Source organism: Acrocarpospora pleiomorpha (genome assembly GCF_009687885.1).
Lineage (GTDB): Bacteria > Actinomycetota > Actinomycetes > Streptosporangiales > Streptosporangiaceae > Acrocarpospora > Acrocarpospora pleiomorpha.
Genome location: NZ_BLAF01000017.1, coordinates 58,274 through 80,268, shown reverse-complemented (window position 1 = coordinate 80,268; position 21,995 = coordinate 58,274). Strand labels below are relative to the sequence as shown.

Genomic DNA, 21,995 nt, shown 5'->3' with positions numbered 1-21,995 from the left:
CGATGGAACATAAGGGGGTGCGCGGTGCGACTCGGCCACCTGGAACGCTCGATCATGGAAACACTGTGGCAGCATCCCGACGGGATGTTCGCCCAGCAACTCGCCGACGCCCTCCCGTCCAAGCCCGCGGTCACCACCGTACTGACCGTTCTGGTACGGCTCTCGCACAAAGAACTGGTCTCACGGCACCGCGAAGGACGCGCCCACCTCTACAAGGCCACCGAAGACAGAGACGCCTTCGTGGCAGAGTCGATGCGCGTCGCCCTGGACCAGGCAGGTGACGTCGAGGCGGCGGTGATGCGCTTCGTCGGCACAGTCTCACCCGAGGTCACCGCAGCACTGAGAGCGGCCTTGCGAGAACACGAACTCGACGGGGATCCCCGGTAACCATCGCGGCCGATGTCTCCCGGGTCAGGACAGGGCCAGGCGGTGGTTGGTGAGGTTGGCGTGGTGGTCCTGTTCGGCGGGCCCGTCGGGGTCGGCGTGTACGGTGGCCGCGGTGAGTCTGGGCAGGTGGTGGATCAGGCGGTGTTCGGTTTCCGCCGCGATGGCGTGGGCTTGCACGAGGCTGAGCCGGTGGTCCACCAGGAGGTCGACCTCGGCGCGCAGGGAGTGGCCGATCCAGCGCATGCGCAGGGAGCCGACGCCGTGGACGCCGGGGGTTTCGGCGACGACCTGCTCGGCCTGGGTGATCAGCGCGGGGTCGACGGCGTCCATCAGGCGGTGGTAGACCTCGCGGGCGGCGTCCCGCAGGACGTAGAGGATCGCCACGGTGATGAGCAGGCCGATGACCGGGTCGGCGTACGGCCAGCCGGCCCAGACGCCGGCCGCGCCGACCAGGACGGCCAGTGAGGTGAAGCCGTCGGTGCGGGCGTGCAGGCCGTCGGCGACCAGCGCCGCGGAGCCGATCTCGCGGCCGACCTTGATCCGGTAGCGGGCCACCAGCTCGTTGCCGAGGAACCCGATCAGCCCGGCGGCGGCCACCCAGCCCAGGGCCTGTACCTCGCGGGGGTTGACCAGGCGCTGGACGGCCTCGTAGCCGGCCAGGCCCACCGACGCGGCGATGATGACGACGATGACGATCCCGGCGAGATCCTCGGCTCTGCCGTAGCCGTAGGTGAAGCGGCGTGAGGCCATCCGCCGGCCCACCGTGAAGGCGATCGCCAGCGGCACCGCGGTCAGGGCGTCGGCGAAGTTGTGCAGGGTGTCACCGAGCAGCGCCACCGACCCCGACATCATGAAGACCACCACCTGGGCCAGGGCGGTGACGGTGAGCACGGCGAAGGAGATCGCCAGCGTGCGCATACCGCGACGGCTGGTTTCCAGCGCGTGATCGGTCCGAGCCGCCGCGTCATGACTGTGTGGCGTCACCACATGACGAAGGCGTTCCCCTAGGGTGCGGCGAGGGGATCGGTGGCCGGACTCGCCGTGACCATGACCATGACCATGACCATGACCATGACCATGACCTTGGCCGTGACCATGACCTTGGCCGTGACCATGGCCGTGTCCGTGCTCGTGGGAAGATCTCGGGCTGTGCACGCTCATCTGCTCCTCGTCTCTGTCTGATCGGAGCGCGGATGACAGAAGGGTTATCCCCCGTAATATGTATTCATATGCGCACGCAATTACATGTTAGGTGCGTTACGTGTTAGGTGCGTCGACTATGCAGCAGCAAGAAGACCTCCAGTCGACCGGCGGCCAGCCGACCGACGCTCAGGTAGAGGTGGCGGTCGCGGCATTCCGGATGCTCTGCGACGCCACTCGGCTCCGCCTGCTGTGGGCCCTGGCCCACGGCGAGCATGACGTCGGAAACCTGGTCGCGGCAGTCGGGGCGAGCCGTCCCGCGGTCTCCCAGCACCTGGCCAAGCTGCGGCTGGCCGGGCTGGTCGCCTGCCGGCGAGAGGGCAGGCGGATGCTCTATCGGGCTCGCGACTCGCACATCCGCGCGTTGATCGCCGAGGCCGTCCATCATGCCGACCACGAGGTGTCCCGCATTCCGCGTCATGACTAGTCTGCCCGCCGACGCGGCCAAGCTCCCCCCGGCAGCCCTCCGATCGTCAAGACGTCTCCAAGCCGGTCTCCGATTGCGGATCGCGACTCCGCCGTCTCTGACATATTCACGGGTGCATACATATTGACAGCTCAGCGTTGTGAGGCGCTGACTCGCCGCGACCGCTGCCCCCCGGGGCGAGCACGGCCGAGACGCCTTCCGCCGCCTTCGGGCGCGGACGCGAACCGGAGGACATGGTGCACGTACCCGACGGCTTCTTCACCGTCGCCCTATCGGTGGCCGGCGCGGCCGTGGCCGCGGGCGGCATCGCCGTCTGCCTGCGCGGCGCGCGCAAGGAACTGGATGAGCGGATGGCGCCGATGGCCGGGCTGGTGGCCGCCTTCGTCTTCGCCGCCCAGATGCTCAACTTCCCCGTCGGCGCCGGGACCAGCGGCCATCTGCTCGGCGGCGCGTTGGCGGCGATCCTGGTCGGGCCGTACACCGGGTTCTTGTGTGTCGCGGTGGTCATCGCGGTTCAGGCTCTGTTCTTCGCCGACGGGGGTCTGACCGCGCTGGAGATCAACATCACCTTGATGGGGCTCGTGACGGTCCTGGCCGGATATGGAACGTTCCGCGCGGTCCGCGTGATCGTCCCGCGCAGCCGTACCGGCGTCGGCGTGGCCGCCTTCGCCGGAGCCGCGGTCTCGGTGCCGGTGGCCGCGCTGGTCTTCACCGCGCTGTACGCGATCGGCGGGACCTCCTCAATCGATCCGGTGAAGGTCGCCCTGGCCATGGGCGGCGTGCATGTGATCATCGGCCTGGGTGAGGGCGCGATCACGGCGCTGACGGTGACCGCGGTGCTCGCCGTGCGCCCCGACCTGGTCTACGGAGCCCGCGGGCTGTCCGGGCAAGTCCAGCTGCGCACGGCATCCGGCGAGCCGGTCGCGCAGCACCCACCCGCCCGCGCAGCGGCGCCCCGAACCCGGGCGTTCCTGCTTGGCGGGGTGGCCGCGGCCGCCGTACTCGCGGGAGTGGTCAGCTTCTACGCCTCGGCCAGCCCCGACGGTCTGGAGCGGGTCGCCGCCGATCTGGGTTTCCTGTCCCAGGCTGAAGACCATCCCCTGGGAGACTCCGCGCTCGCCGACTACGGCGTCAAAGGTGTCGAAAACGAACGGCTGTCAGCAGGAGCGGCGGGCCTCATCGGGGTGGGCGCCTCGCTGGCCGTGGGTGGTGGCGTGGCCTGCTCGGCGCCCAGCGGATGCGGCTGCCCGCGATGCTGACGCAGATCGCCACTTTCATGCTCCGCTACGTCGATGTGATCGTGGACGAGATGCGCCGGATGCGCGTCGCCCGCGAGTCCCGCGCCTTCGTGGCGAAGGACATCCGGCACCTGCCCGTCGTGGCCCGCTCGGCCGGAGCCCTGTTCATCCGCTCCTATGAACGCGGTGAACGCGTGCACCTGGCCATGCTCAGCCGCGGCTACACCGGAACCATGCCGATCATCCACGACGTGCCGGGCTCCGCGGCGCAGTGGGCCCTGGCCGCCACGCTCCCCATGACCGCGATCGCCGTACTGCTCGGAGGACTGTTGCGAACTCGCTGCTGGTCCAAGGCCTGATGCACGCCTACCCGGACGGCACCCAGGCCCTGTTCGGCGTGGACCTGTCCATCGAGCGGGGGGAACGGGTCGCGCTGCTCGGCCCGAACGGCGCGGGAAAGACCACGCTGGTGATGCATCTGAACGGCATCCTCGCCGCCAGCCTCGGCACGGTCTCGGTAGGCGGCCTGCCGGTGACCCGCGACAACCTGCGGGAGATCCGCCGCCGGGTCGGACTGGTCTTCCAGGACCCCGACGACCAGCTGTTCATGCCCACGGTCCGCGAGGACGTGGCGTTCGGCCCGGCCAACTTCGGCATCCGCGGCCCGCAACTGAATCGGCGCGTCCAGGAGGCGCTGGAACGCGTCGGCATGCTCGACATGATCGACCGGCCGCCGCACCACCTGTCCGGCGGCCAGCGCCGCCGCGTCGCGGTGGCGACCGTGCTGGCCATGGAACCCGAAATCCTGGTCCTGGACGAACCGTCCTCCAACCTGGACTCGGCCGCCCGCCGCGAACTCGCCGACATCCTGCGCGACCTGGACGTCACCGTCCTCATGGTCACCCACGACTTGCCCTACGCCCTCGAACTGTGCGAACGCTCCCTCATCCTGTCCGGCGGAACCATCGCCGCCGACGGCCCGACGGCCACCATCCTCGCCGACCCCGGCCTGCTGAGCCGGCACCGGCTGGAACTCCCCCGCGGCTTCGCCGTCCAGGCCCCCAGGTGAGAAACCGGCCTACCTGTCCCAGGGCCAGGTCCAGTCGCGGATTTCCGGAGCGTCCTCGCCGTAGGTGCGGGTGTGGGCGCGGGCGTGGAGGCGGGCGTCCGACATGCGCTGGCGGAGGTGGGCGGCTTCCACGCGCAGGCCGGGGACGCGGTCGATGACGTCCATGACCAGGTGGTAGCGGTCGATGTCGTTGAGCATGGCCATGTCGAAGGGGGTGGTCGTGGTGCCCTCCTCCTTGTAGCCGCGGACGTGGATGTTGTCGTGGCCGGTGCGGCGGTAGGTGAGGCCGTGGATGAGTGACGGGTAGCCGTGGAAGTTGAAGACGATCGGCTTGCCGGGGGTGAAGATGGCGTCGAATTCGGCGTCGGGCATGCCGTGCGGGTGCTCGGACGGCGGTTGCAGGCGCATGAGGTCGACGACGTTGACCACGCGCACCTTCAGCTCGGGAAGGTGTTCGCGGAGCAGGGCGGCGGCGGCGAGGACTTCCAGGGTGGGCACGTCTCCGGCGCAGGCGAGCACCACGTCGGGCTGGGCGCCCGCGTCGTTGGAGGCCCATTCGACGATGCCGAGGCCGCGGGTGCAGTGGGCGATCGCCTCCTCCATGGTGAACAGGTCGAGGACCGGCTGCTTCCCGGCCACGATCACGTTGACGTAGTCGCGGGAGCGCAGGCAGTGGTCGCCGACCGAGAGCAGGGTGTTGGCGTCCGGGGGCAGGTAGACGCGGACGACGGAGGCCTTCTTGTTGACGACGACGTCGAGGAAGCCGGGGTCCTGGTGGCTGAAGCCGTTGTGGTCCTGGCGCCAGACGTGCGAGGAGAGCAGGTAGTTGAGCGAGGCGACCGGGCGCCTCCAGGCGATCTTCCTGGACGCGTCCAGCCACTTGGCGTGCTGGTTGAACATGGCGTCGACGATGTGGATGAAAGCCTCGTAGCAGTTGAACAGGCCGTGCCTGCCGGTGAGGAGGTAGCCCTCCAGCCAGCCCTGGCACAGGTGCTCGGACAGGACCTCCATGACCCGCCCGCCCGCCGCCAGGTTCTCGTCGACGGGGAGGATCTCGGCGTTCCAGGCGCGGCTGGTGACCTCGAAGACGGCCGAGAGGCGGTTGGAGTCCGTCTCGTCGGGGCCCATCAGCCGGAAGGTCTCCGGATTGGCGGCGATGACGTCGCGCAGGAACCGGCCGAGCACGCGGGTCGGCTCGGTCGTCGCGGTCCCGGGTTCCGGCACCTCGACGGCGTAATCCCGGAAGTCGGGCAGGACCAGCGGGCGCAGCAACTCTCCCCCATTGGCGTGCGGGCTGGCGCTCATCCGGAGCGGCCCTTCCGGCACGGTCTGCAGGATCTCGGCGACCGGGCGTCCTTCGGCGTCGAACAGCTCCTCGGGCCGGTAGGAGCGCATCCACTCCTCCAGCAAGGCCAGGTGCGCGGGGTTGTCCCGCACCGCGGCCAGGGGCACCTGGTGGGAGCGCCAGGTCCCCTCGACGGGCCGGCCGTCGACCTCGCGCGGGCCCGTCCAGCCCTTGGGGGTACGCAACACGATCATCGGCAGCCGCGCGGCGCGGCCGGCCTGGTAGTCCGCGATCTCATCGAGGACCCGGTCCAGGGTTTCGGCCATGAGGCCGTGCATGACGGCGGGGTCGTGGCCGGCGACGATGTGGGGGCGATAGCCGTACCCCTCCAGGAGGTTGAGCAGGTCGGGTTCGGGGATCCTGGACAGGATCGTGGGGTTGGCGATCTTGTAGCCGTTGAGGTGCAGGATGGGCAGGACGGCGCCGTCGCGGGACGGGTCGAGGAACTTGTTGGAGTGCCAGCTGGCGGCCAGGGGGCCGGTTTCGGCCTCGCCGTCGCCGATGACGCAGGCCACCACCAGGGCGGGGTTGTCGAAGGCGGCGCCGTAGGCGTGCGCCAGGGAGTAGCCGAGCTCGCCGCCCTCGTGGATGGAGCCCGGTGTCTCGGGCGCGACGTGGCTGGGGATGCCGCCGGGGAAGGAGAACTGGCGGAAGAGCTTCCGCATGCCCTCGGCGTCCTGGGTGATCGCGGGGTAGGTCTCGGTGTAGGAGCCTTCCAGCCAGGAGTGCGCGACCGCGGCTGGACCGCCGTGGCCCGGCCCGGCGATGTAGATCATGTCCTGGCCGCGTTCGGCGATCACCCGGTTGAGGTGGGCGAAGCAGAAGTTCAGGCCGGGTGTGGTGCCCCAGTGGCCGAGCAGGCGCGGCTTGATGTGGGCCGGGCGCAGCGGCTCGGCCAGCAGGGGGTTGTCCAGCAGGTAGATCTGCCCGACCGCCAGGTAGTTGGCGGCGCGCCAGTAGGCGTGCACTCTCTCCAGGGTGTCCATGTCGCTGAGCCTCTCCGCTGCCGAGATGATCGGGTAGGGACCTTTGTCCCTACCCACAAAGTCGAACGGGGGCTTAAGTTCAGAGTCATGATTCGCGTGTTTCTGGTCGACGACCATGAGGTGGTCCGCCGCGGTGTCGCGGCCCTGCTGTCCGCCGAGGATGACATCGAGATCGTCGGTGAGGCCGGAACCGCCGAATCCGCGCTGGCCCGCATTCCGGCGCTCATGCCCGACGTGGCGGTCCTGGACGTGCGGCTGCCCGACGGCAGCGGCGTGGACGTGTGCCGGGAGGTGCGGTCCCGGGTGCCGTCGCTGGCCTGCCTGATGCTGACCTCGTACGCCGACGACGAGGCCCTGTTCACCGCCGTCATGGCGGGCGCCTCCGGATACGTGCTGAAGCAGATCCACGGCTCGGACCTGGTGGGCGCGGTGCGCACGGTCGCCAGGGGCGAGTCGCTGCTGGATCCGCGGACCACCGCCACCATGTTGCAGCGGTTACGCGACCAGGCGACCAAGAAGGACCCGCTGGCCGCGCTCTCGGAGCAGGAGCGCCACATCCTGGAGCTGATCGGCGAGGGTCTCACCAACCGGCAGATCGGCGAGCGCATGTTCCTGGCGGAGAAGACCGTCAAGAACTACGTGTCCAATCTGCTGAGCAAGCTCAGCATGCAGCGCCGTACGCAGGCCGCCGCCCTGGCGGCCCGGCTCAAGGCTGAACGGACGGAGTAAGCGGGGCGCTCCAGGTCAGCCGCGTGCCGCCCGTGTCGGGCGCGTCGGCCTGGAAAGTGCCGCCGAGCTGCGACGCGCGTTCCTCCAGGTTGCGCAGGCCGCTTCTGCGGCCGTCGCCGGGCAGGCCGATGCCGTTGTCCTCGACCAGCAGGATGATCTGGCCGCCGGTCACCTCGGCGGAGACGTCCGCGCGGGAGGCTTTGGCGTGCCGTACCAGGTTGGAGAGGGCTTCCTGGAGGACGGCGAGCACGTGGGCGGCGACCGGCGCGGGCACCGCGTTGTCGAGCGGGCCTTCCAGGCGTAGCCCGGGCATGAAGCCGAGGTGGCCGCGGGCGCTCTCCACCAGGTCCACGATCCTGGCCCGCAAGCTCGGCTCGGCCTCGTCGCGGGGGACCTGCAGGGCGAAGATGGTGGAGCGGATCTGCCGGATGGTCTCGTCCAGCTCGTCGATCGCGTGGCGCAGCCGCCCGGAAGCCTCCGGGTGTTCGACCAGCCGGACCGTGCTCATCAGGGTCATGGCGACCGCGAACAGCCGCTGGATGACGACGTCGTGCAGGTCCTTGGCGATGCGGTCGCGGTCCTCCAGCAGGCTCAGGCGTTCGGCGTCCTGGCGGACCTCGGCCAGTTCCAGGGCGATGGCGGCCTGACCGGCGAAGGCGTGCAGCATGCGCAGCATCGACGGGGTGAACGGGAACCTGCCGGGGCGTTTGCCCAGCGACAGCACGCCGCGCACGGACCCGGCGGCGCCGAGCGGGACGGCCGCCGCCGCGCCGATGTCCGAGGTGCCCAGGTCGCTGACCATGTGCGGTTCCCCGCTGACATAGGCCTGGCCGGGAAGCGAGCCGGTCAGCTCGGCCCGGGTGCCGATGAGCCCGTCGGCGCCTTCGGCGATCACCACGCGGAGGGCGTCCCCGGCCGGGAACAGGATGGTGGTGACGTCGGCGTCGGCCATCTCGCGGACCCGGCGGGCCACCTGGGTGAGGACGGTGTCGACGTCCTCACCCGACAGCAGGCTGGTGGTGACTTCGGTGGAGGCCTGGAGCCAGATCTCCCTGCGGCGGGTCTCCTCGTACAGCCGGGCGTTCTCGATGGCGACGCCGGCGGCGGTGGCCAGCGCGGTGACGACGGCCTGGTCCTCCTCGTCGAACTCGGCGCCGCCGCGCTTCTCGGTCAGGTAGAGGTTGCCGAACACCTCCTCCCGCACCCGGATGGGCACGCCGAGGAAGCTTCCCATGGGCGGGTGGCCGGGCGGGAAGCCGTAGGACTCGGGGTGGTCGGAGATGCGGGCGAGCCGCAGCGGCGCCGGTTCCTTGATCAGCAGGCCGAGCAGGCCGAGACCGTGCGGCCAGTGCTCGATCTTGGCGATCTCCTCCTCGCTCAGGCCGACGGGGATGAACTCCAGCAGGGTGCTCTCCTCGCCGATGACGCCGAGCGCGCCGTATCCGGCGTCCACCAGCCGGACGGCGGTCTCGACGATGCGCCGGAGCACGACCTCCAGTTGCAGGTCGCTGCCGATGGAGACAACGGCCTCGAGCAGGGTGTGCACCCGGTCGCGGGTGGCGAGGACGGCGGTGAGCCTGGTCTGAAGTTCGGACAGCAGCTCATCCAGCCGCATGTTGGGGATCAGCGGATGGGGATCGGTCATACCGGCATTAAACAGCCCCTCTTGATCAGGGGGCCAGGTCGCGTCGGCGGAACAGCACGAGACCGGCCGCGGCCAGGGCCGCCGCCACCGCCGTCAGCGCCGCGATCGGCCCGGGGGTGAGGTCCACCGCCGGGATCGACGGCACGTGGCTGAACGGCGACAAGTCGCGGACCGCCTGGGGCAGGCCGAGCACGGCGCCGAGGAGACCGCAGGCGATGCTCACCCCGAGCGCGGCCCAGGCCAGCGTGACCACCAGGCGGGGCAGGCCGCCGAACACCAGGACGACGAAACCGGCCACGGTCAGCGCCGCGGGCAGCTGGGCCAGCCCGGCGCCGATCAGGGTCGCCACACCCTCGTCTCCGCCGGCGGCCGCGTCGGCGATCCCGGCGGCCGCTCCGGCCAGCACCAGCATGGCCGCCGCTCCCCCGGCCGCGCAGGCCAGGTGCGAGAGCGCCCACCGGACCCGGCCGACGGCAGTGCCCAGCACCGCCTCCGCCGGTCCCCCGGCCTCCTCCGCGTGCAGCCGCAGCAGGGCCTGCACGACGAATCCGGCGGCCAGGACCCCGAACACGTTCATCATGGCGGCGAAGTACACGTCCACCAGGTCGGGGCCGCCGCTTCCGGCGAGCTGGTTGATCAGCTTGGTGGCTCCCGTGTTCTCGCTCATCGCGTCGTTCACGGACTTCCCGAGTGAGCCGATCCCGACGCCGAAGACCACACTGCCCGTCACCCAGCCGAGGATCGAGGCGCGGTGCAGTCGCCAGGCCAGCCCGAGCGGGCTGAGCAGTGCGCGCGAGCCCGCCGCCGGTCCCGGCCGGTCGGGGATCAGCCCCGCGCCCAGGTCCCGCCGGTCGACCAGGACGAACGCGCCGCGCGCGGTGGCGGCGAGCAGCGCGACCGGCAGCGCGAGCACCCACCAGCGTTCCGCGCCGAAGGGGCGCACCTCCATGCCCCACCCGATCGGCGACAGCCAGGTCGGCCAGGCGGTGGTCACCTGGATGCCGTCGGCGGCCCGCTCGCCGAGCGCGTCGCCGACGCCGCGAAGCAGGTAGGCCACCCCGACGGAGGTGGCGGCGAAGGCGTTGGCGGCGCGGGCGCCCTGGAACAGCTGCGCGGCGACGGCGGCGAGCCCGGCGAACGCCATGCCGGTGACGGCGCACGCGGCGCCGAACGCGAGCGAGCCGTCGGCGGGCAGTCCGGCCGCCAGCAGGGTGCCGGTCAGCACCAGGCCGAACAGGAGGTTCGCCGCGAACGTCAGGGCGAGCGCGGCGGTCAGCCCGGCGTGGCGGCCCACGCTGCCCGCGCCGATCAGCTCGGCCCGCCCGGTCTCCTCGTTCCGCCGGGTGTGCCGGACCACGGCGAACGTGCTCATCAGCGCGGCCATCACCAGCAGGGACGCGAGGTTGCGGAAGTTCAGCATGGCGCCGAGGTCGGTGCCGACCGGCGCGCCGCGCATCAGCAGGACGGCGGGGCTGCCGCCGGCGCCGCGCAGCGCGGTGGCCCGGCTCTCCTCGGTGGGGAACTCGTCGGCGACGGCCGCCGCGCCCGCCGCCGCCAGCACGGCGGCACCGATGATCCAGACCGGCAGCTGGACGCGGTCGCGGCGCGCGGCCAGCCGGATCAGCCGCCCGGTGCCCGCGTAGGCGCTCATCGGGACGCCTCGGCTCCGTAGTGGCGCATGAACAGTTCCTCCAGCGTCGGGGGATGGCTGGTGAGCGCGTGCACCTCGAAACCGGCCAGGTGGCGCAGCACGCCCGGCAGGTCCCGCGAGTCCACGTCGAAGCGGGTCTGGGTGCCGTTCGCGACGACGTCGTGCACGCCGGGCAGCCCGGCCAGCCCGCTGATCGGCCCGGCGGCTTCAACCGCGACCGAGGTCCTGGTCAGGTGGCGCAGGCTCGCCAGCGTGCCGGATTCGACGGTCACCCCGTCCCTGATGATGCTGACCTTGGAGCAGAGGGCCTCCACCTCGGAGAAGATGTGGCTGGACAGCAGCACGGTGGCGCCGTCGGCGCTCACCTCGCGGACGGTCTGCTGGAAGGCCGCCTCCATCAGCGGGTCGAGGCCGGAAGTGGGCTCGTCCAGGATGAACAGCTCCACCCGGGAGGCGAACGCGGCGATCAGCGCCACCTTCTGCTTGTTGCCCTTGGAGTAGGTGCGGCAGCGTTTGGTGGGGTCCAACTGGAACCGCTCGAGCAGGTCCGCGCGGCGGGTCTTGTCCAGGCCGCCGCGCAGGTCGCCGAACAGGTCGATGGCCTCGCCGCCGGACAGGTTCGGCCACAGGTTGACCTCTCCCGGCACGTACGCCAGGCGGTGGTGGAGCCGTACCGCGTCCTGCCAGGGGTCGCCGCCGAGCACCCGCACCTGGCCGGCGTCGGCGCGCAGCAGGCCGAGCAGCACCCGGATGGTGGTGGTCTTGCCCAACGCTGGAATTAGACGCTCCCACGCCTAGACTGTGACCAGCGGTCAAAGCACGGAAGGGCACACACCATGAACAGGGCAATCCTCCTCCCCCGGATCTCGGACGCGGACGACGGCGAGACGGCGGGCGTTGACGATCAGCTTCGACGGTTGCGGGTCTTCGCTGAGGCGAACGGCTGGACCATCGCTCACGAGATCATCGAAAACGACACGTCGGCCTTCAAGCGCCGCAAGATCAAGCTTCCCAACGGCCGTCACGAGCTTCGCACCGTGCGCCCCGGGTTCCGTCAGGCGCTCGAACTGCTGGCGGCCGGTAAGGCTGACATCCTCGTTGCGCGTGACCTTGACCGCGCGATGCGCGACCCCCGCGACCTTGAAGACCTGATCGACGTCTGTGAGACGAGCAAGGGGCGCGTCAAGGCCCGATCGATCAGCGGTTCCCTACGGCTGGACACCGACGCTGACGTGACCATGGCGCGCGTCATGGTGGCCATGGCCAACAAGTCGAGTAGGGACACCGCGCGCCGCGTGAGCGATGCCCGCGAGCGTCAGGCCATGGCCGGAGAGTTCGGGGGTGGACGTCGGCCCTACGGCTTCGAGAGCGACGGCGTGACCGTGCGGGAGGGCGAAGCGGCGATCATCCGGCGCATGGGCGACGTGGTGTTGCTGTCGAACTTCGGTGAGACGGACGCCAAGGGCAAGCCGCTCGGGCCGTCGCTCGCGAGCATCGCTCGGGAACTCCAGACCGAGGGCATCCCCACGGCGGACGGTAAGACGTGGACGGCTCCGACCGTCCGAGACATCCTCGTTCGCCCCCGGAACGCCGGGCTCATGGTCCACAAGAGCGGGACCGGCCGGAAGAAGTACACCCGTGATGACGTGGTGGGCCGCGCGCCGTGGGCCGCGATCATTCCCGAGGACGAATTTTGGATCATCGCGGGCAAGCTGAACGATCCGAACCGGCGGACCAACACGGCGGGAGTCGCGCCGAAGTGGCTCGGTTCCGGCGTCTACGGGTGCCCATGCGGCGCTGTGGTCCGCGTCTCGGGGTCGAGTGGGAAGCGGGACCGGCCGGTCTACACGTGCGGGACCAGGGGCGAAGGGACGCACGCGAATTGCCCGCAAGCCGACCTTGACGCGCTCGTGGAAGGCGTGGCCGTGGTCTGGCTGGCCACCTACGCGAGCGACTACATCACCCCCCGCCCCGGGGTGGACGTCGGCGCGATCCGGGCGAAGATCTCGACTCTCAAGGCACAGCGCGCCGAAGTGGGCCGTGACCGCGATGACCGGTTGATCGATCGGGCCGAATACGTCGATCGGGTCAAGCGGATCAACGTTCAGATCGAAGACCTTGACGGCCAGCTTGCCGACATGGCCGAACAGTCCGAGTTCGCGGAGTTCGCGGACGTGGCGACCGAAGAGGACGCATGGCGCGTGTGGAAGGGGCTCGGGATCACCCGTCAGCGGGAACTCGTGAAGAAGATCATGACTGTGACGCTCAAGCCGACCGGGCGCGGCTGGCGGGGGACGATCGATCAGCGCGTGAGCATCGAGCCGGTCACGCCCAAGGCGTGAATCTGGCGGGATACAAGAGGGCCGGTGAGCTGGGAAGACAGCCACCGGCCTTCAACTTGCGCTTTCCAAAGCGCACACATACCGTGGCTTTACCGAGTGCGGCACGAAGGATTCGTGCAGGCGGGGATGTGCGCGACATCACATCACGCTCCGAAGGGGCATCGGCGAGGGGTGTAGCGCGCCCCAGGTGGGAGTAAGAGCCCACGAACGCGAGGCTCCAACAGGAGCACCCGTCATGGCCAAAATGCCGACCCCTTCGGCCGTCGCCGCAACCATCGGGCGCGTCAAGCGCTACACCCCCGACGCCGACACCACCGAGCTTTACCGCGAGCTGGGAATCTCCCACGTCGCGAAGAAGGCCCGGGAGATCGTCGCGAAGTTCCCCCGCCCGACCGAAGACCAGATCCAGGCCGTCGCCGAGATCCTTCGGGGGGCCGACAGGTGATCGAAAACGAAAGCCGCCCCACGGCCAAGAAGGGCGGCTCCCGGAACAACGTCCACGTTCAGGGTACGTCTGGACGTTCCGTGACCGCAAGTCAGCCCTACGGCGCTCACGCGCTCGACTACTTCGACGCCGGTTGGTTCCCGCTCCCGCTTCCGGCGGGGGAAAAGAACCCCCCGCCCTGGGGGCGGACCGGCCGTCCGAGTCTCGGCAATGAGCCCGACCGTGACGCGCTCGAATCGGAGCGGAGCGCGCATGCCGGTTGGAACATCGGGGTCCGCATGCCGTCCGGCGTGATCGGGCTGGACGTGGACGCCTACGACGGCAAGCCGGGTGCTCAGACGCTCGCGGATCTCGTGGCAGAGCTGGGGGAACTCCCCGGGACGGCCGTGAGCACGTCTCGTGACGACAGCGTGAGCGGCATCCGGTTCTTCCGCGTGCCTGCCGGAACCGAGTTCATCGGCAGTGAGCCCGGAATCGAGATCATTCAGCCTCACCACCGTTACGCCGTGGTCTGGCCGTCCGTGCATCCGTCCGGCGGGATCTACCGCTGGTCGTGCGGAAGCGTGCCCAAGGTCAGCGAGCTTCCCGAGCTTCCGGCCGCGTGGGTCGAGAGGCTTCGCGCGGAGTCCCGGGACCGGACCGAAGCTCAGGACGTGTCCGTGAGCCAGGCTGAGGCGTTCGTGAACGAACTCCCGGAGGGTGAGCCCTGCCGGAGGATCCGCCGCGTGCTTGATGACGCGCTTGAAGATCTCCGTTCGGGCGGAAGCCGTCATGACGCCGTGCTCAAGGGCTCCATGAGCATCATGAACCTGGCCAACTTCGGGCACGTCGGCGGCCGGACGGCCCTTGCCGAGTTGAACGCGCGCTTCAAGGACGCGACGGCCGGTGAAGATCGCGAAGACGAGTGGAAGCGCATTCTGATCGGTGCCGTGAGCAAGCAAGACCCTGTGCTTGTCGAACGGTCGTGCTGCACGCCCGACGCGCCGGACGCTCCGGAGTTCTGGAGTGCGCGGCCGGTGCTGGCGCACGTTCACCAGTTCGCCAGGGCGCGGCGCGCCGCCCCGTGGGCGGTCCTGGGGGCCGTGCTGGCTCACGCGGTGGCGGCCGTCCCGCCTACGGTCGTGCTCCCGCCCCTGACGGGCTCCGTGGGCTCGCTGAACATCTTCACGGCCTTGACCGGTCCTTCCGGTGCCGGGAAGGGTGCCGCGATCGGGGTTGCTCGTGACGCGGTCCGGATCATTGAGCCGGACGTGTTCAGCGACGACGACAGCCGACCGGACGTGTTCATGACGAAGCTGGGGACCGGTCAGGGGATCACTCGCGCGTTCATGGAGTTGACCCCCGTGGACCCCGAGAAGCCCAGCGGTCCGAAGCGGTGGACTCAGGTCAGGGACCGCGCACTCTTCACGAACAGCGAGATCGACAACATCACGGCGCACGCCAACCAGACGGCCGCCACCCTGATGTCTGAGCTTCGATCCGCGTTCAGTGGCGAGATGCTCGGACAGCTCTACGCGGCCAACGACAAGAACGTTCAGGTTCCCGGGCACGCTTACCGGCTCTGCCTGATCGTCGGTGTTCAGCCGGTTAAGGCGAAGGCGCTGTTCGACGACGCGACCGGCGGGACACCGCAACGGTTCCTGTGGTTCCCGGTACGCGACCCCGACCGGCCGGACGCGCCCCCGGCATGCCCTGAGCCGTGGACCTGGCGTCTTCCTGATCTGCCGGGGGATCGCGTCGTGATCGACGTGTGCGAGGTGGCCCGCCTGGAGATCGACGCGGATTTTCTCGCGCGTCAGGACGCGGACGATTCCGATGACCTCGACGCGCACGCGATGTTCACCCGCTTGAAGATCGCTGCCGCGTTTGGCCTGCTTGAGGGCCGTTTGGAGGTCAATGAAGAGGACTGGGAGCTTGCTAGCGCGGTCATGGACGCGTCCACACGGACCCGTAAGGGCATCGTGGCCGCACTGCGGAGCGAGACCGCCCAGCAGTCGGCCGCGAAGCGCAAGGAAGCCGTACAGACGGCCGTGGAAGTCGAGACCGCGACAGAGGAACTGAAGATCGAGAAAGCGGAGAAGCGCGCCCTGACCGTGCTCCGCAAGCGCGGGGGGTGGTTCGCGGCCGGAAAGCTCGCGGCGGAAGCCGGGAGCGCGTACCGGGAGCACTTGAAGACGGCTCTTGACCGGCTGATCGATCAAGGCGAAGTCGAGTCGCAGGAGTCTGACAACACGGTCAAGTTCCGGATCTTGGAGGAGTCATGAGGGGGTTGGAAAGGGGGTTGGAAGTTTCCAACCCCCCGCCCCTGAATTCTCATGATCGAGTTACGGAGCGTGAGAAGTGAAGATCATGAACATGCAGAAAGTAACAAAAAGTGAAATGGATCTTTCGCGTAAGCACAGATCATCGGGCGGGGGGTTGGAAATTTCCAACCTTCCAACCCCCCTTGACTTTTCCAACCCCCCGAGCCCTGACAAGGGCGGGATGAAGGAGATCAACATGTCCGAGCTAGACAAGATCGTCCCTCAGCACTACCCGCTGTGGGTCCGCGTGGCCCATGACCACGACGGCGACGTGTACGAGGTGTTCGTTCCGATCATCGGATGGGTCGAGCGGCCTACCTCCTGTGGGCACTCGACATACCTTCGCCCGGTCGTGGCGTCTGGTCATGCCGCGCGTGATTTCGCTCCCCGTGATGCCTGCCCGTGGACCATCACCGGCCGTGGTCCGTTCACGGGCTCGAACTGAGAGGAGGTGAGCAACAGATGATCAAGACCCTGATCAAGTTCGTGTTCTTCGGGATCCTCGCGTACCTGGTGGTGCGCTTCCCGGGGACCGTGGGCGACCTCGCGGCCAACGCCGTGGTCTCCGTCCGGGACACGGCCACGTCCTTCTTCACCAAGATCGGTTAGGAGAACCGAGATGTTCAAGACCAGCCCGGGGCGGACTCTAACCGCCCCGGACCGGCACCCCCATTGTGAGGGGTGCCTACCGGCCGTCGTCATCGACGGGGGCCGGTTCGAGCTGGCCCATGAAGCGGGGTGCCCCGTTCAGGCGGGGGCTCCGCTCACGGGGGCCGTGCCGACGAAGGGAGGGGCACGATGAGCAAGGAGGTAGCGCGGGCTAGCAGGACCCGGCTGGAAGATCACGGGTACGACGGCATGCCCGTCATGATCACCGAGCGGCCGACGTGGTCTGAGGTGAGATCGACCGATGTCCGGTTCGGCTACAAGATCCAACTCTGGTGGTCCGCGATCATGTGGCCGTTCCGCTTCCTGGCGATCGCGTTTCTCGTGATCACCGAGAAGTGGCACGTCTTCCTGATCGTGGCCGTCAGCGTCGCGAGCCTGATCCTGGTCGCGGCCAACCGATGACCGCGTACTGGGACATGGCCGCTTTCGGTACTGCGTACCGCGCCGGTACTGGTCGCCTGGCCAGTACCGGATGTACGTACCGCAGTACATCAGGTACGTCTCCGGTTTCACGTACCCGGTACGGCCTGGGATCTCAAGGCCGGTACCGCTTCGAGATCGGTTCTCGCGGCCCGGGGGGTGGGGGTCGGGATCGTCGTCTTGGCCTCCTGCTCCCGGACCCCGGCAGTCTTCTTCATGCCTCGCTGTCACCGTCAGCCGATGCAGTGACATCACAGAAAGGATCACCAGATGGCCGATGACGGCAAGACCCGTCAGCGCCGGTACCACGCGCACAGGCGCGGGGATCACTCGATGTGCAGCCCGGACCGATGCCCGGACGCTCCCGGGGGGTTCCGCGTGTTCGAGATTCCCGAGAGCGGGGGCGTGCTCGCGGCCGTGCTCGACTACATCGACACGTTGCCCGTGGGGACCGACGCGGGACCACAGATGGTGCTCGCCCGCGCGGCTATCGCTCTGGCCACCGCGATCGACGGGCATCAATCAGGGCTTGCGTCCAACGTCCGCGAGCTTCAAGCGGTCATGTCCCATCTGGGAGAGGCCGACGACGAAACACCCCTTGACGACCTGAGGGCGAAGCGCGCGGAACGTCGCGCCCGGCTGCTCAGGGAGCACGACGCAACGGAGGAATCATGACCAGCTCGACCAACCAGGCCCCGATCACGCGCGAAGACGTCGCGAACACGATCACCGGCTTCGTGAGCGATCTCTTCCGCGAGTTGTTCGAGCGGCCGGACGCAATGGCGGTTGCCGATCAATGGATGCGCGGTGAAGTCGTCTTCCTGGTGACGCGCTCGGGCCTCGCGGCCGTGCCCGCTGATGATCCGCGCCCCGAGAGCGACCCCGGAACGGGTCTCTACCTCTGAGCCCTGAGCCGTCACGAGTGCAGCCCAAACGGGGGTCGGCACTCGTGACGGCTCGTCAGCGGCAACGGCAACGGCAATGACGCGCCCCTGATCCTACGTGCGCGGGCGAGAAACGATCAACGGCAAACCGCAGTTCAGAGCCATGATCAGCCGTGACGACTGCGCGGGATCTCGGCGGGCTTTTCGGCAAGATCTTGTCCGAGAGCGGGACAGACCGAAACCTCAAGGGCAAGGGCAAGGGCAAGGGCCCATCCCTGATCCTACGTGCGCGGGCGAGAAACGATCAAGGGCGAGATGTACTCAGCTTGACACATAGTCACAGCTCAGAGCCGGTGACCGTAATTACGCCTCAGACGCCGCGACCCCACGCGGATTTGAGTGAGTGAGAGATCCGCGCCACGGTCGCCCGGATCTCCAACCGCTCAAGCGAAGTCGCTTCGATCTCTCTGCCTGAGGGGATGTGGGTCGAGGTCCACACGCCGCGTTCGGCGTCTCGCGTCGGCCTGGTGCACTCGGGTAGGCCGAACAAACCCCGGTCCGGTTCGCTCATGGGTACCTCCATGACGGACAGTCAAGCATGAGTGCACGGTGGTGCACCACAGTTCTCGCCATTGCCGGACCCTGCACGACGGGCTTCTACCGTGATCCACATGGCGGAACTCAGGGATGATCAACCCCGATGGCGGCAGGTCCGGGACATCATCGCGGCGCGGATCTCCTCAGGCCGGTACAAGCCAGGGCAACGCGTGCCGGGTGAGCGTGACCTTCAGCAAGAGTTCGGGATCGCTGGCACGACCGCGCACAAGGTCCTGGTCGCGCTTCGCGAAGATGGGCTGATCTACACCGAACGCGGAATGGGCAGCTTCGCCAGCCCCAGGCCGGACGCGCCGGACGGCGTTCCCGAGTAGTCTGAGATCGCTCCTTCTGTGGGTCCATCGGGGGACGGAAGCCGGGGCAGGCCACCCCACCTCTGTTCCCTGAACCCGGAAGATCAGGACGCCGAGTCGCTCACCTCCCCAAGCGGGAAGCCGGGCTCACGCACTCACCTCCTGTAGATGATCCATTTCTACGGAGGTTTCGTCATGTCCGAGAGGACACGCGCCCAGATCCGAGCCGAGCTCGAAGAGCTCTTGCGCGAACAGGACGCATTCAACGCTGATCACCCGAACGTCCGGGAAGGCACTCCGGAGTACGCCGAATGGCAAGAGCGGGATGATCGGATGTCCGCCTTGCTCCGGGAGATGCGCACCGAGAGCCGCCGCGAGTTGCTCGCGCGGGACGCCATGCGCCCCGGGAGGGGCGACCGCCCGCAGTCCGGCGGGCCCCGGGGGACCGCGAGCAAGTCACGAGACCTCGCGCTCTGGCGTCTCGACGACCTGGTGCGAGAGAGCGCCCTTCCCGCCCGTGCGGCGGAAGCCGCTCAGGGGCTTCTCGACTACGGGCCGACCAATGACCGCAGACTCGCCGCGCGATGGGTCCAGACGGCCGGTAGCGACGCCTACACCCGAGCTTTCGCCAAGCTCGCGGCCGACCCTGTCCGGGGTCACCTGCTGTGGACGGCCGACGAGAGCGCGGCCTACCGGGCGGCCGACGAAGTCCGGACCGCGCTCGGTCTGACCGGCGGCGCGGCCATGATCCCGCTCGTGATCGATCCGGCCATCATGCTGACGGGCGACGGCAGCAACAACCCGCTTCGCCAGATCTCGCGCGTGGTTCGGACCGTGTCCGACTCGTGGAACGGGGTCTCGTCGGCGGGGGCAACCGCCGAGTGGAAGACCGAGCACGCGGAAGCGGCGGACGGCACTCCCGCGCTCGCGCCCGAACCGATCCCCGTGTTCCTGGGTGACGTCGATGTTCTGTACAGCTACGAACTCGGGATGGACGCGATCGACCTGACGAACGAGCTGAAGCGGGTCTCTCAGGACGCGGCGGACAACCTGATGGCGACGGCCTACACCACGGGCAACGGTTCGACCGCCCCCCGGGGCATCGTGACCGCGCTCGCGGGCACGTCGTCCGAGATCAACAGCACCGGAGCGGAAGGCGTTCTTGACGCGGCCAACCCCTTCCAGCTCCAAAACGCGCTACCAGCGCGGTTCTCCGCTGGCGCGTCGTTCACGTCGCACATCGCGATCAAGAACGGCTATGCCCAACTGGAGACCACGAACGGCGCGCTCAAGTTCCCCGAGCTTCGCCAGAGCCCGCCCATGCTGCTCGGCAAGCCCTGGTTCGAGAACTCGAACATGGACGGCGTCCTGTCCGCGACGAACACCACGGCGAACAACTACGTGATGATCTATGGGGACTTCGGTCAGTTCGTGATCGTGGACCGGATCGGAACCACGGTCGAGTTCCTTCCGGACTACGGCACGAACGGACGGCCGACCGCTCAGCATCACATGTTCATGACGTTCCGGACGGGCAGTGACGCGCCGGTGCCTCAGGCGTTCCGGATGCTGGACGTCCCGACGACTGCCTAGTCTGGACTCGGGGGCTCGGGGTTGCACGGGTGGAACCGTGCCAGGGAAACCGAGCCCCCGCTGACAGCTCGGGGGCTCGGGGTTGCACGCGTGGAACCGTGCGAGCCCCCGTTGCCCTCCGTGCCCACTGTGCGGCGGGCAGGCAAGCCCCTCCGGACCCCGGAGGGGCTTCGTCTTTCCGGGGATGCCGTAGACGCCCCAGAAGGGCTAGACGGCCCTGAGAGCCAATCTGACGGCCTTGGGGGCTTCTCCGGTACTTGCTATCTAGGACGTCCGAGATTGGCCGTCAGCATGGCCTACAGCGCGCCGGATTTCGCGCGATCTTGCCATGGTGAGCTATGTATCTCGCTGGTTTCAAAATGGCTAAACGATCTCCACAGGAAGCCCTGAGCGAGCGATCTTGAGCCGGGGACACTCCGGGAAGGGGTTCGACGCGTTGCAGTAGCGTCACAATCCATCGTTCGGCTTGCCCGCGCCGTTGGGACCCAGGAAACCGTGCACCTCGCCAGCCGCCACGGCGAGATTCAAGCCGTCCAGCGCCCGGGTCCGGCCAAACCGTTTGACCAGCCCGGCCGCCGATATGGCGTCGTTCATCGTGATTCTCCTGACTTGTCGTCGGTGATGCCGAGGGCGGCCCTGGCCAGGGCGGCGTCCTCCAGGCTCATCACGGGATGGGAGTAGATGTCGATCAGTGCCCGGGCGAGCAGCAGGTCTCCCTCCGGGCTGAACACGTCCACGCCGATGGCGCGGGAGACGTGCTGGTGCAGGATCGAGATGGACAGCGCCATCGCGGTGCCCACCGCCGCCCGGGTCCGGAGATCGGAGGCGGGCGGGTCGGGGCGGGCGCGGTCGCCTTCGGCGAGCCACTCCTCGCTCAGCCGCACCATCTCGTCGAACAGCGGCGCGGCCGATCCCTCGACCAGCGCCCGGGCCAGATACGTCATGTACGGGCGCGCCTCCGCCCGGCCGGCCAGAATGCTCGCGTTACCTGGCCTGCGGAATTCCCGTGCCTCGTCGTTGAGGCGGCGCACGGTCTTGATCAGGTACTCGTCGCACGCTTCGCGCAGCCCTTCCTTGGAGCCGAAGTGATGGCGCACGAGCCCGGGGGACACTCCGGCGGTCTCGGCGATCCCGCGGATCGTCGCCCGCTCGTAGCCGTGGTCGCCGAAGTGCCACATCGCGGCGTCTCGGATCCGGGCGCGAGCGGTGAGGTCCTCAGGATCCATCCAGGCTCCTATCCATGCGTATAGTCTCTTATCCCGCCGTGGAGAATACTATACGCGTGTATAGCCGGATGGCCAAGGGGAACCGAGGGCCTCGACGTCGGTTGGGGTCAGCCCTCCTTCGCGACCACTCGCGCGTCCGGCCCGGGGAACACCAGGGTCTCCTCGTTGGAATCCGTCCAGCGGACCATGTAGGGCGGCGTGCCGTCCGCGTGACGGACCTCCGTCACGATGCCGATCTTCTGGTGTTCGCCGTGGTAGGTGCCTTCGACGATCAACTTGTCACCGATTGCGGCGTGCATGATGCCTCCTTGCGATGTGCGGCCGCTCGCTCCCCCGTCCGGGCGCGCGAAGGCGCCTCTGGCCGCACACGGCCGTACTGACTCCATCCCCGAATGACCGGAACGTAACCGAGCAACGTTACGCACGCGTTTGGTGACGTTAGGTAGCTCGTGTCAATGTCGCGTCAATATGCGCGGGTACGCCGTCTGCTTCCCGTAGTGATCGCGTCGATGTGCCGATGGCGGGCCT

General features: G+C 68.6%; 23 protein-coding genes and 1 pseudogene. 16 read left to right on the top strand and 8 right to left on the bottom strand.

Translation table 11 applies throughout. The annotated features are described in order from the left end of the window. Nucleotides 1–24: 24 nt before the first annotated feature. Nucleotides 25–387, top strand: coding sequence for a BlaI/MecI/CopY family transcriptional regulator (locus Aple_RS17025; protein ID WP_155345588.1), 363 nt, complete (start codon nt 25–27; stop codon nt 385–387). Nucleotides 388–411: 24 nt separating this feature from the next. Here the strand turns inward: Aple_RS17025 and Aple_RS17020 are convergent, their stop codons facing one another. Then, on the bottom strand, nt 412–1,305 hold the full coding sequence (locus Aple_RS17020) for a cation diffusion facilitator family transporter (RefSeq protein ID WP_246264528.1): 894 nt from the start codon (nt 1,303–1,305) through the stop codon (nt 412–414). Nucleotides 1,306–1,666: 361 nt separating this feature from the next. Here Aple_RS17020 and Aple_RS17015 point away from each other — a divergent pair, with 361 nt between their 5' ends. The 4 genes from Aple_RS17015 to Aple_RS17000 all read left to right on the top strand — a co-directional run bounded on the left by Aple_RS17015 (nt 1,667) and on the right by Aple_RS17000 (nt 4,321). Next, entirely contained in the window at nt 1,667–2,014 is a 348-nt protein-coding gene (locus tag Aple_RS17015) for an ArsR/SmtB family transcription factor (RefSeq protein WP_155345586.1), read from the top strand. 233 nt (nt 2,015–2,247) lie between these two features. Further along, entirely contained in the window at nt 2,248–3,273 is a 1,026-nt protein-coding gene (locus tag Aple_RS17010; RefSeq protein ID WP_218038365.1) for an energy-coupling factor ABC transporter permease, read from the top strand. After that, the gene (locus Aple_RS17005; RefSeq protein ID WP_246264526.1) at nt 3,267–3,611 is read left to right on the top strand and encodes an energy-coupling factor transporter transmembrane component T family protein; all 345 of its coding nucleotides are present in this window, start codon (nt 3,267–3,269) and stop codon (nt 3,609–3,611) included. The genes Aple_RS17010 and Aple_RS17005 overlap by 7 nt, the downstream gene beginning before the upstream one ends. Next, nucleotides 3,611–4,321: an energy-coupling factor ABC transporter ATP-binding protein gene (locus Aple_RS17000; RefSeq protein ID WP_155345584.1), complete on the top strand. Its 711-nt coding sequence runs from the start codon at nt 3,611–3,613 to the stop codon at nt 4,319–4,321. The genes Aple_RS17005 and Aple_RS17000 overlap by 1 nt, the downstream gene beginning before the upstream one ends. A 9-nt stretch (nt 4,322–4,330) precedes the next feature. Here the strand turns inward: Aple_RS17000 and Aple_RS16995 are convergent, their stop codons facing one another. Beyond that, nucleotides 4,331–6,679, bottom strand: coding sequence for a phosphoketolase family protein (locus tag Aple_RS16995; protein WP_373869593.1), 2,349 nt, complete (start codon nt 6,677–6,679; stop codon nt 4,331–4,333). 60 nt (nt 6,680–6,739) lie between these two features. Here Aple_RS16995 and Aple_RS16990 point away from each other — a divergent pair, with 60 nt between their 5' ends. Continuing rightward, nucleotides 6,740–7,381 carry a response regulator transcription factor gene (locus tag Aple_RS16990; protein WP_155345582.1) on the top strand — a complete coding sequence of 214 codons (642 nt, stop codon included), beginning with the start codon at nt 6,740–6,742 and terminating at the stop codon, nt 7,379–7,381. Here Aple_RS16990 and Aple_RS16985 read toward each other — a convergent pair. Genes Aple_RS16985 through Aple_RS16975 form a run of 3 tightly spaced genes read right to left on the bottom strand, consistent with a single transcriptional unit; the run spans nt 7,359 to nt 11,447 of the window. Beyond that, a complete protein-coding gene (locus Aple_RS16985; RefSeq protein WP_155345581.1) occupies nt 7,359–9,026 on the bottom strand; it encodes a sensor histidine kinase in 1,668 nt (555 codons plus the stop codon). The two genes, Aple_RS16990 and Aple_RS16985, sit on opposite strands and share 23 nt — an antisense overlap. 25 nt (nt 9,027–9,051) lie before the next feature. Then, complete coding sequence (locus tag Aple_RS16980) at nt 9,052–10,677, bottom strand: ABC transporter permease (protein WP_155345580.1); 1,626 nt, start codon at nt 10,675–10,677, stop codon at nt 9,052–9,054. Further along, nucleotides 10,674–11,447: an ABC transporter ATP-binding protein gene (locus Aple_RS16975; RefSeq protein WP_246264524.1), complete on the bottom strand. Its 774-nt coding sequence runs from the start codon at nt 11,445–11,447 to the stop codon at nt 10,674–10,676. The genes Aple_RS16980 and Aple_RS16975 overlap by 4 nt, the downstream gene beginning before the upstream one ends. A gap of 66 nt (nt 11,448–11,513) precedes the next feature. Between Aple_RS16975 and Aple_RS16970 the strand changes: the two genes are divergently transcribed. The 10 genes from Aple_RS16970 (at nt 11,514) to Aple_RS16925 (ending at nt 20,241) form a co-directional block, all read left to right on the top strand. Continuing rightward, nucleotides 11,514–13,019, top strand: a complete 1,506-nt coding sequence (locus Aple_RS16970; RefSeq protein ID WP_155345578.1) for a recombinase family protein — start codon at nt 11,514–11,516, stop codon at nt 13,017–13,019. Between the two features lie 235 nt (nt 13,020–13,254). Continuing rightward, complete coding sequence (locus Aple_RS16965; protein WP_155345577.1) at nt 13,255–13,464, top strand: hypothetical protein; 210 nt, start codon at nt 13,255–13,257, stop codon at nt 13,462–13,464. Nucleotides 13,465–13,544: 80 nt separating this feature from the next. Next, nucleotides 13,545–15,728, top strand: coding sequence for a bifunctional DNA primase/polymerase (locus tag Aple_RS16960; RefSeq protein ID WP_170321521.1), 2,184 nt, complete (start codon nt 13,545–13,547; stop codon nt 15,726–15,728). 76 nt (nt 15,729–15,804) lie between these two features. Then, entirely contained in the window at nt 15,805–16,212 is a 408-nt protein-coding gene (locus Aple_RS16955; protein ID WP_155345575.1) for a hypothetical protein, read from the top strand. Between the two features lie 17 nt (nt 16,213–16,229). Then, the gene (locus tag Aple_RS16950; protein WP_155345574.1) at nt 16,230–16,376 is read left to right on the top strand and encodes a hypothetical protein; all 147 of its coding nucleotides are present in this window, start codon (nt 16,230–16,232) and stop codon (nt 16,374–16,376) included. Nucleotides 16,377–16,565: 189 nt separating this feature from the next. After that, complete coding sequence (locus Aple_RS16945) at nt 16,566–16,838, top strand: hypothetical protein (protein WP_155345573.1); 273 nt, start codon at nt 16,566–16,568, stop codon at nt 16,836–16,838. 396 nt (nt 16,839–17,234) lie between these two features. Then, nucleotides 17,235–17,531, top strand: a complete 297-nt coding sequence (locus Aple_RS16940) for a hypothetical protein (RefSeq protein WP_155345572.1) — start codon at nt 17,235–17,237, stop codon at nt 17,529–17,531. Further along, nucleotides 17,528–17,761 carry a hypothetical protein gene (locus Aple_RS16935; protein ID WP_155345571.1) on the top strand — a complete coding sequence of 78 codons (234 nt, stop codon included), beginning with the start codon at nt 17,528–17,530 and terminating at the stop codon, nt 17,759–17,761. The genes Aple_RS16940 and Aple_RS16935 overlap by 4 nt, the downstream gene beginning before the upstream one ends. A gap of 650 nt (nt 17,762–18,411) precedes the next feature. Continuing rightward, nucleotides 18,412–18,669 (top strand): GntR family transcriptional regulator, encoded by a 258-nt coding sequence (locus tag Aple_RS16930; protein WP_174889842.1) that lies wholly within the window; start codon nt 18,412–18,414, stop codon nt 18,667–18,669. A gap of 174 nt (nt 18,670–18,843) precedes the next feature. Further along, complete coding sequence (locus tag Aple_RS16925) at nt 18,844–20,241, top strand: phage major capsid protein (protein ID WP_170321520.1); 1,398 nt, start codon at nt 18,844–18,846, stop codon at nt 20,239–20,241. Between the two features lie 465 nt (nt 20,242–20,706). Here the strand turns inward: Aple_RS16925 and Aple_RS16920 are convergent. The 3 genes and pseudogenes from Aple_RS16920 to Aple_RS16910 all read right to left on the bottom strand — a co-directional run. After that, nucleotides 20,707–20,835: pseudogene (locus Aple_RS16920) on the bottom strand (ABC transporter ATP-binding protein); the annotation flags it as partial. Then, complete coding sequence (locus Aple_RS16915) at nt 20,832–21,467, bottom strand: TetR/AcrR family transcriptional regulator (RefSeq protein WP_155345568.1); 636 nt, start codon at nt 21,465–21,467, stop codon at nt 20,832–20,834. The gene Aple_RS16915 and the pseudogene Aple_RS16920, both read right to left, overlap by 4 nt. Before the next feature lie 107 nt (nt 21,468–21,574). Next, nucleotides 21,575–21,766, bottom strand: coding sequence for a DUF1918 domain-containing protein (locus tag Aple_RS16910; RefSeq protein WP_155345567.1), 192 nt, complete (start codon nt 21,764–21,766; stop codon nt 21,575–21,577). Nucleotides 21,767–21,995: the final 229 nt, after the last annotated feature.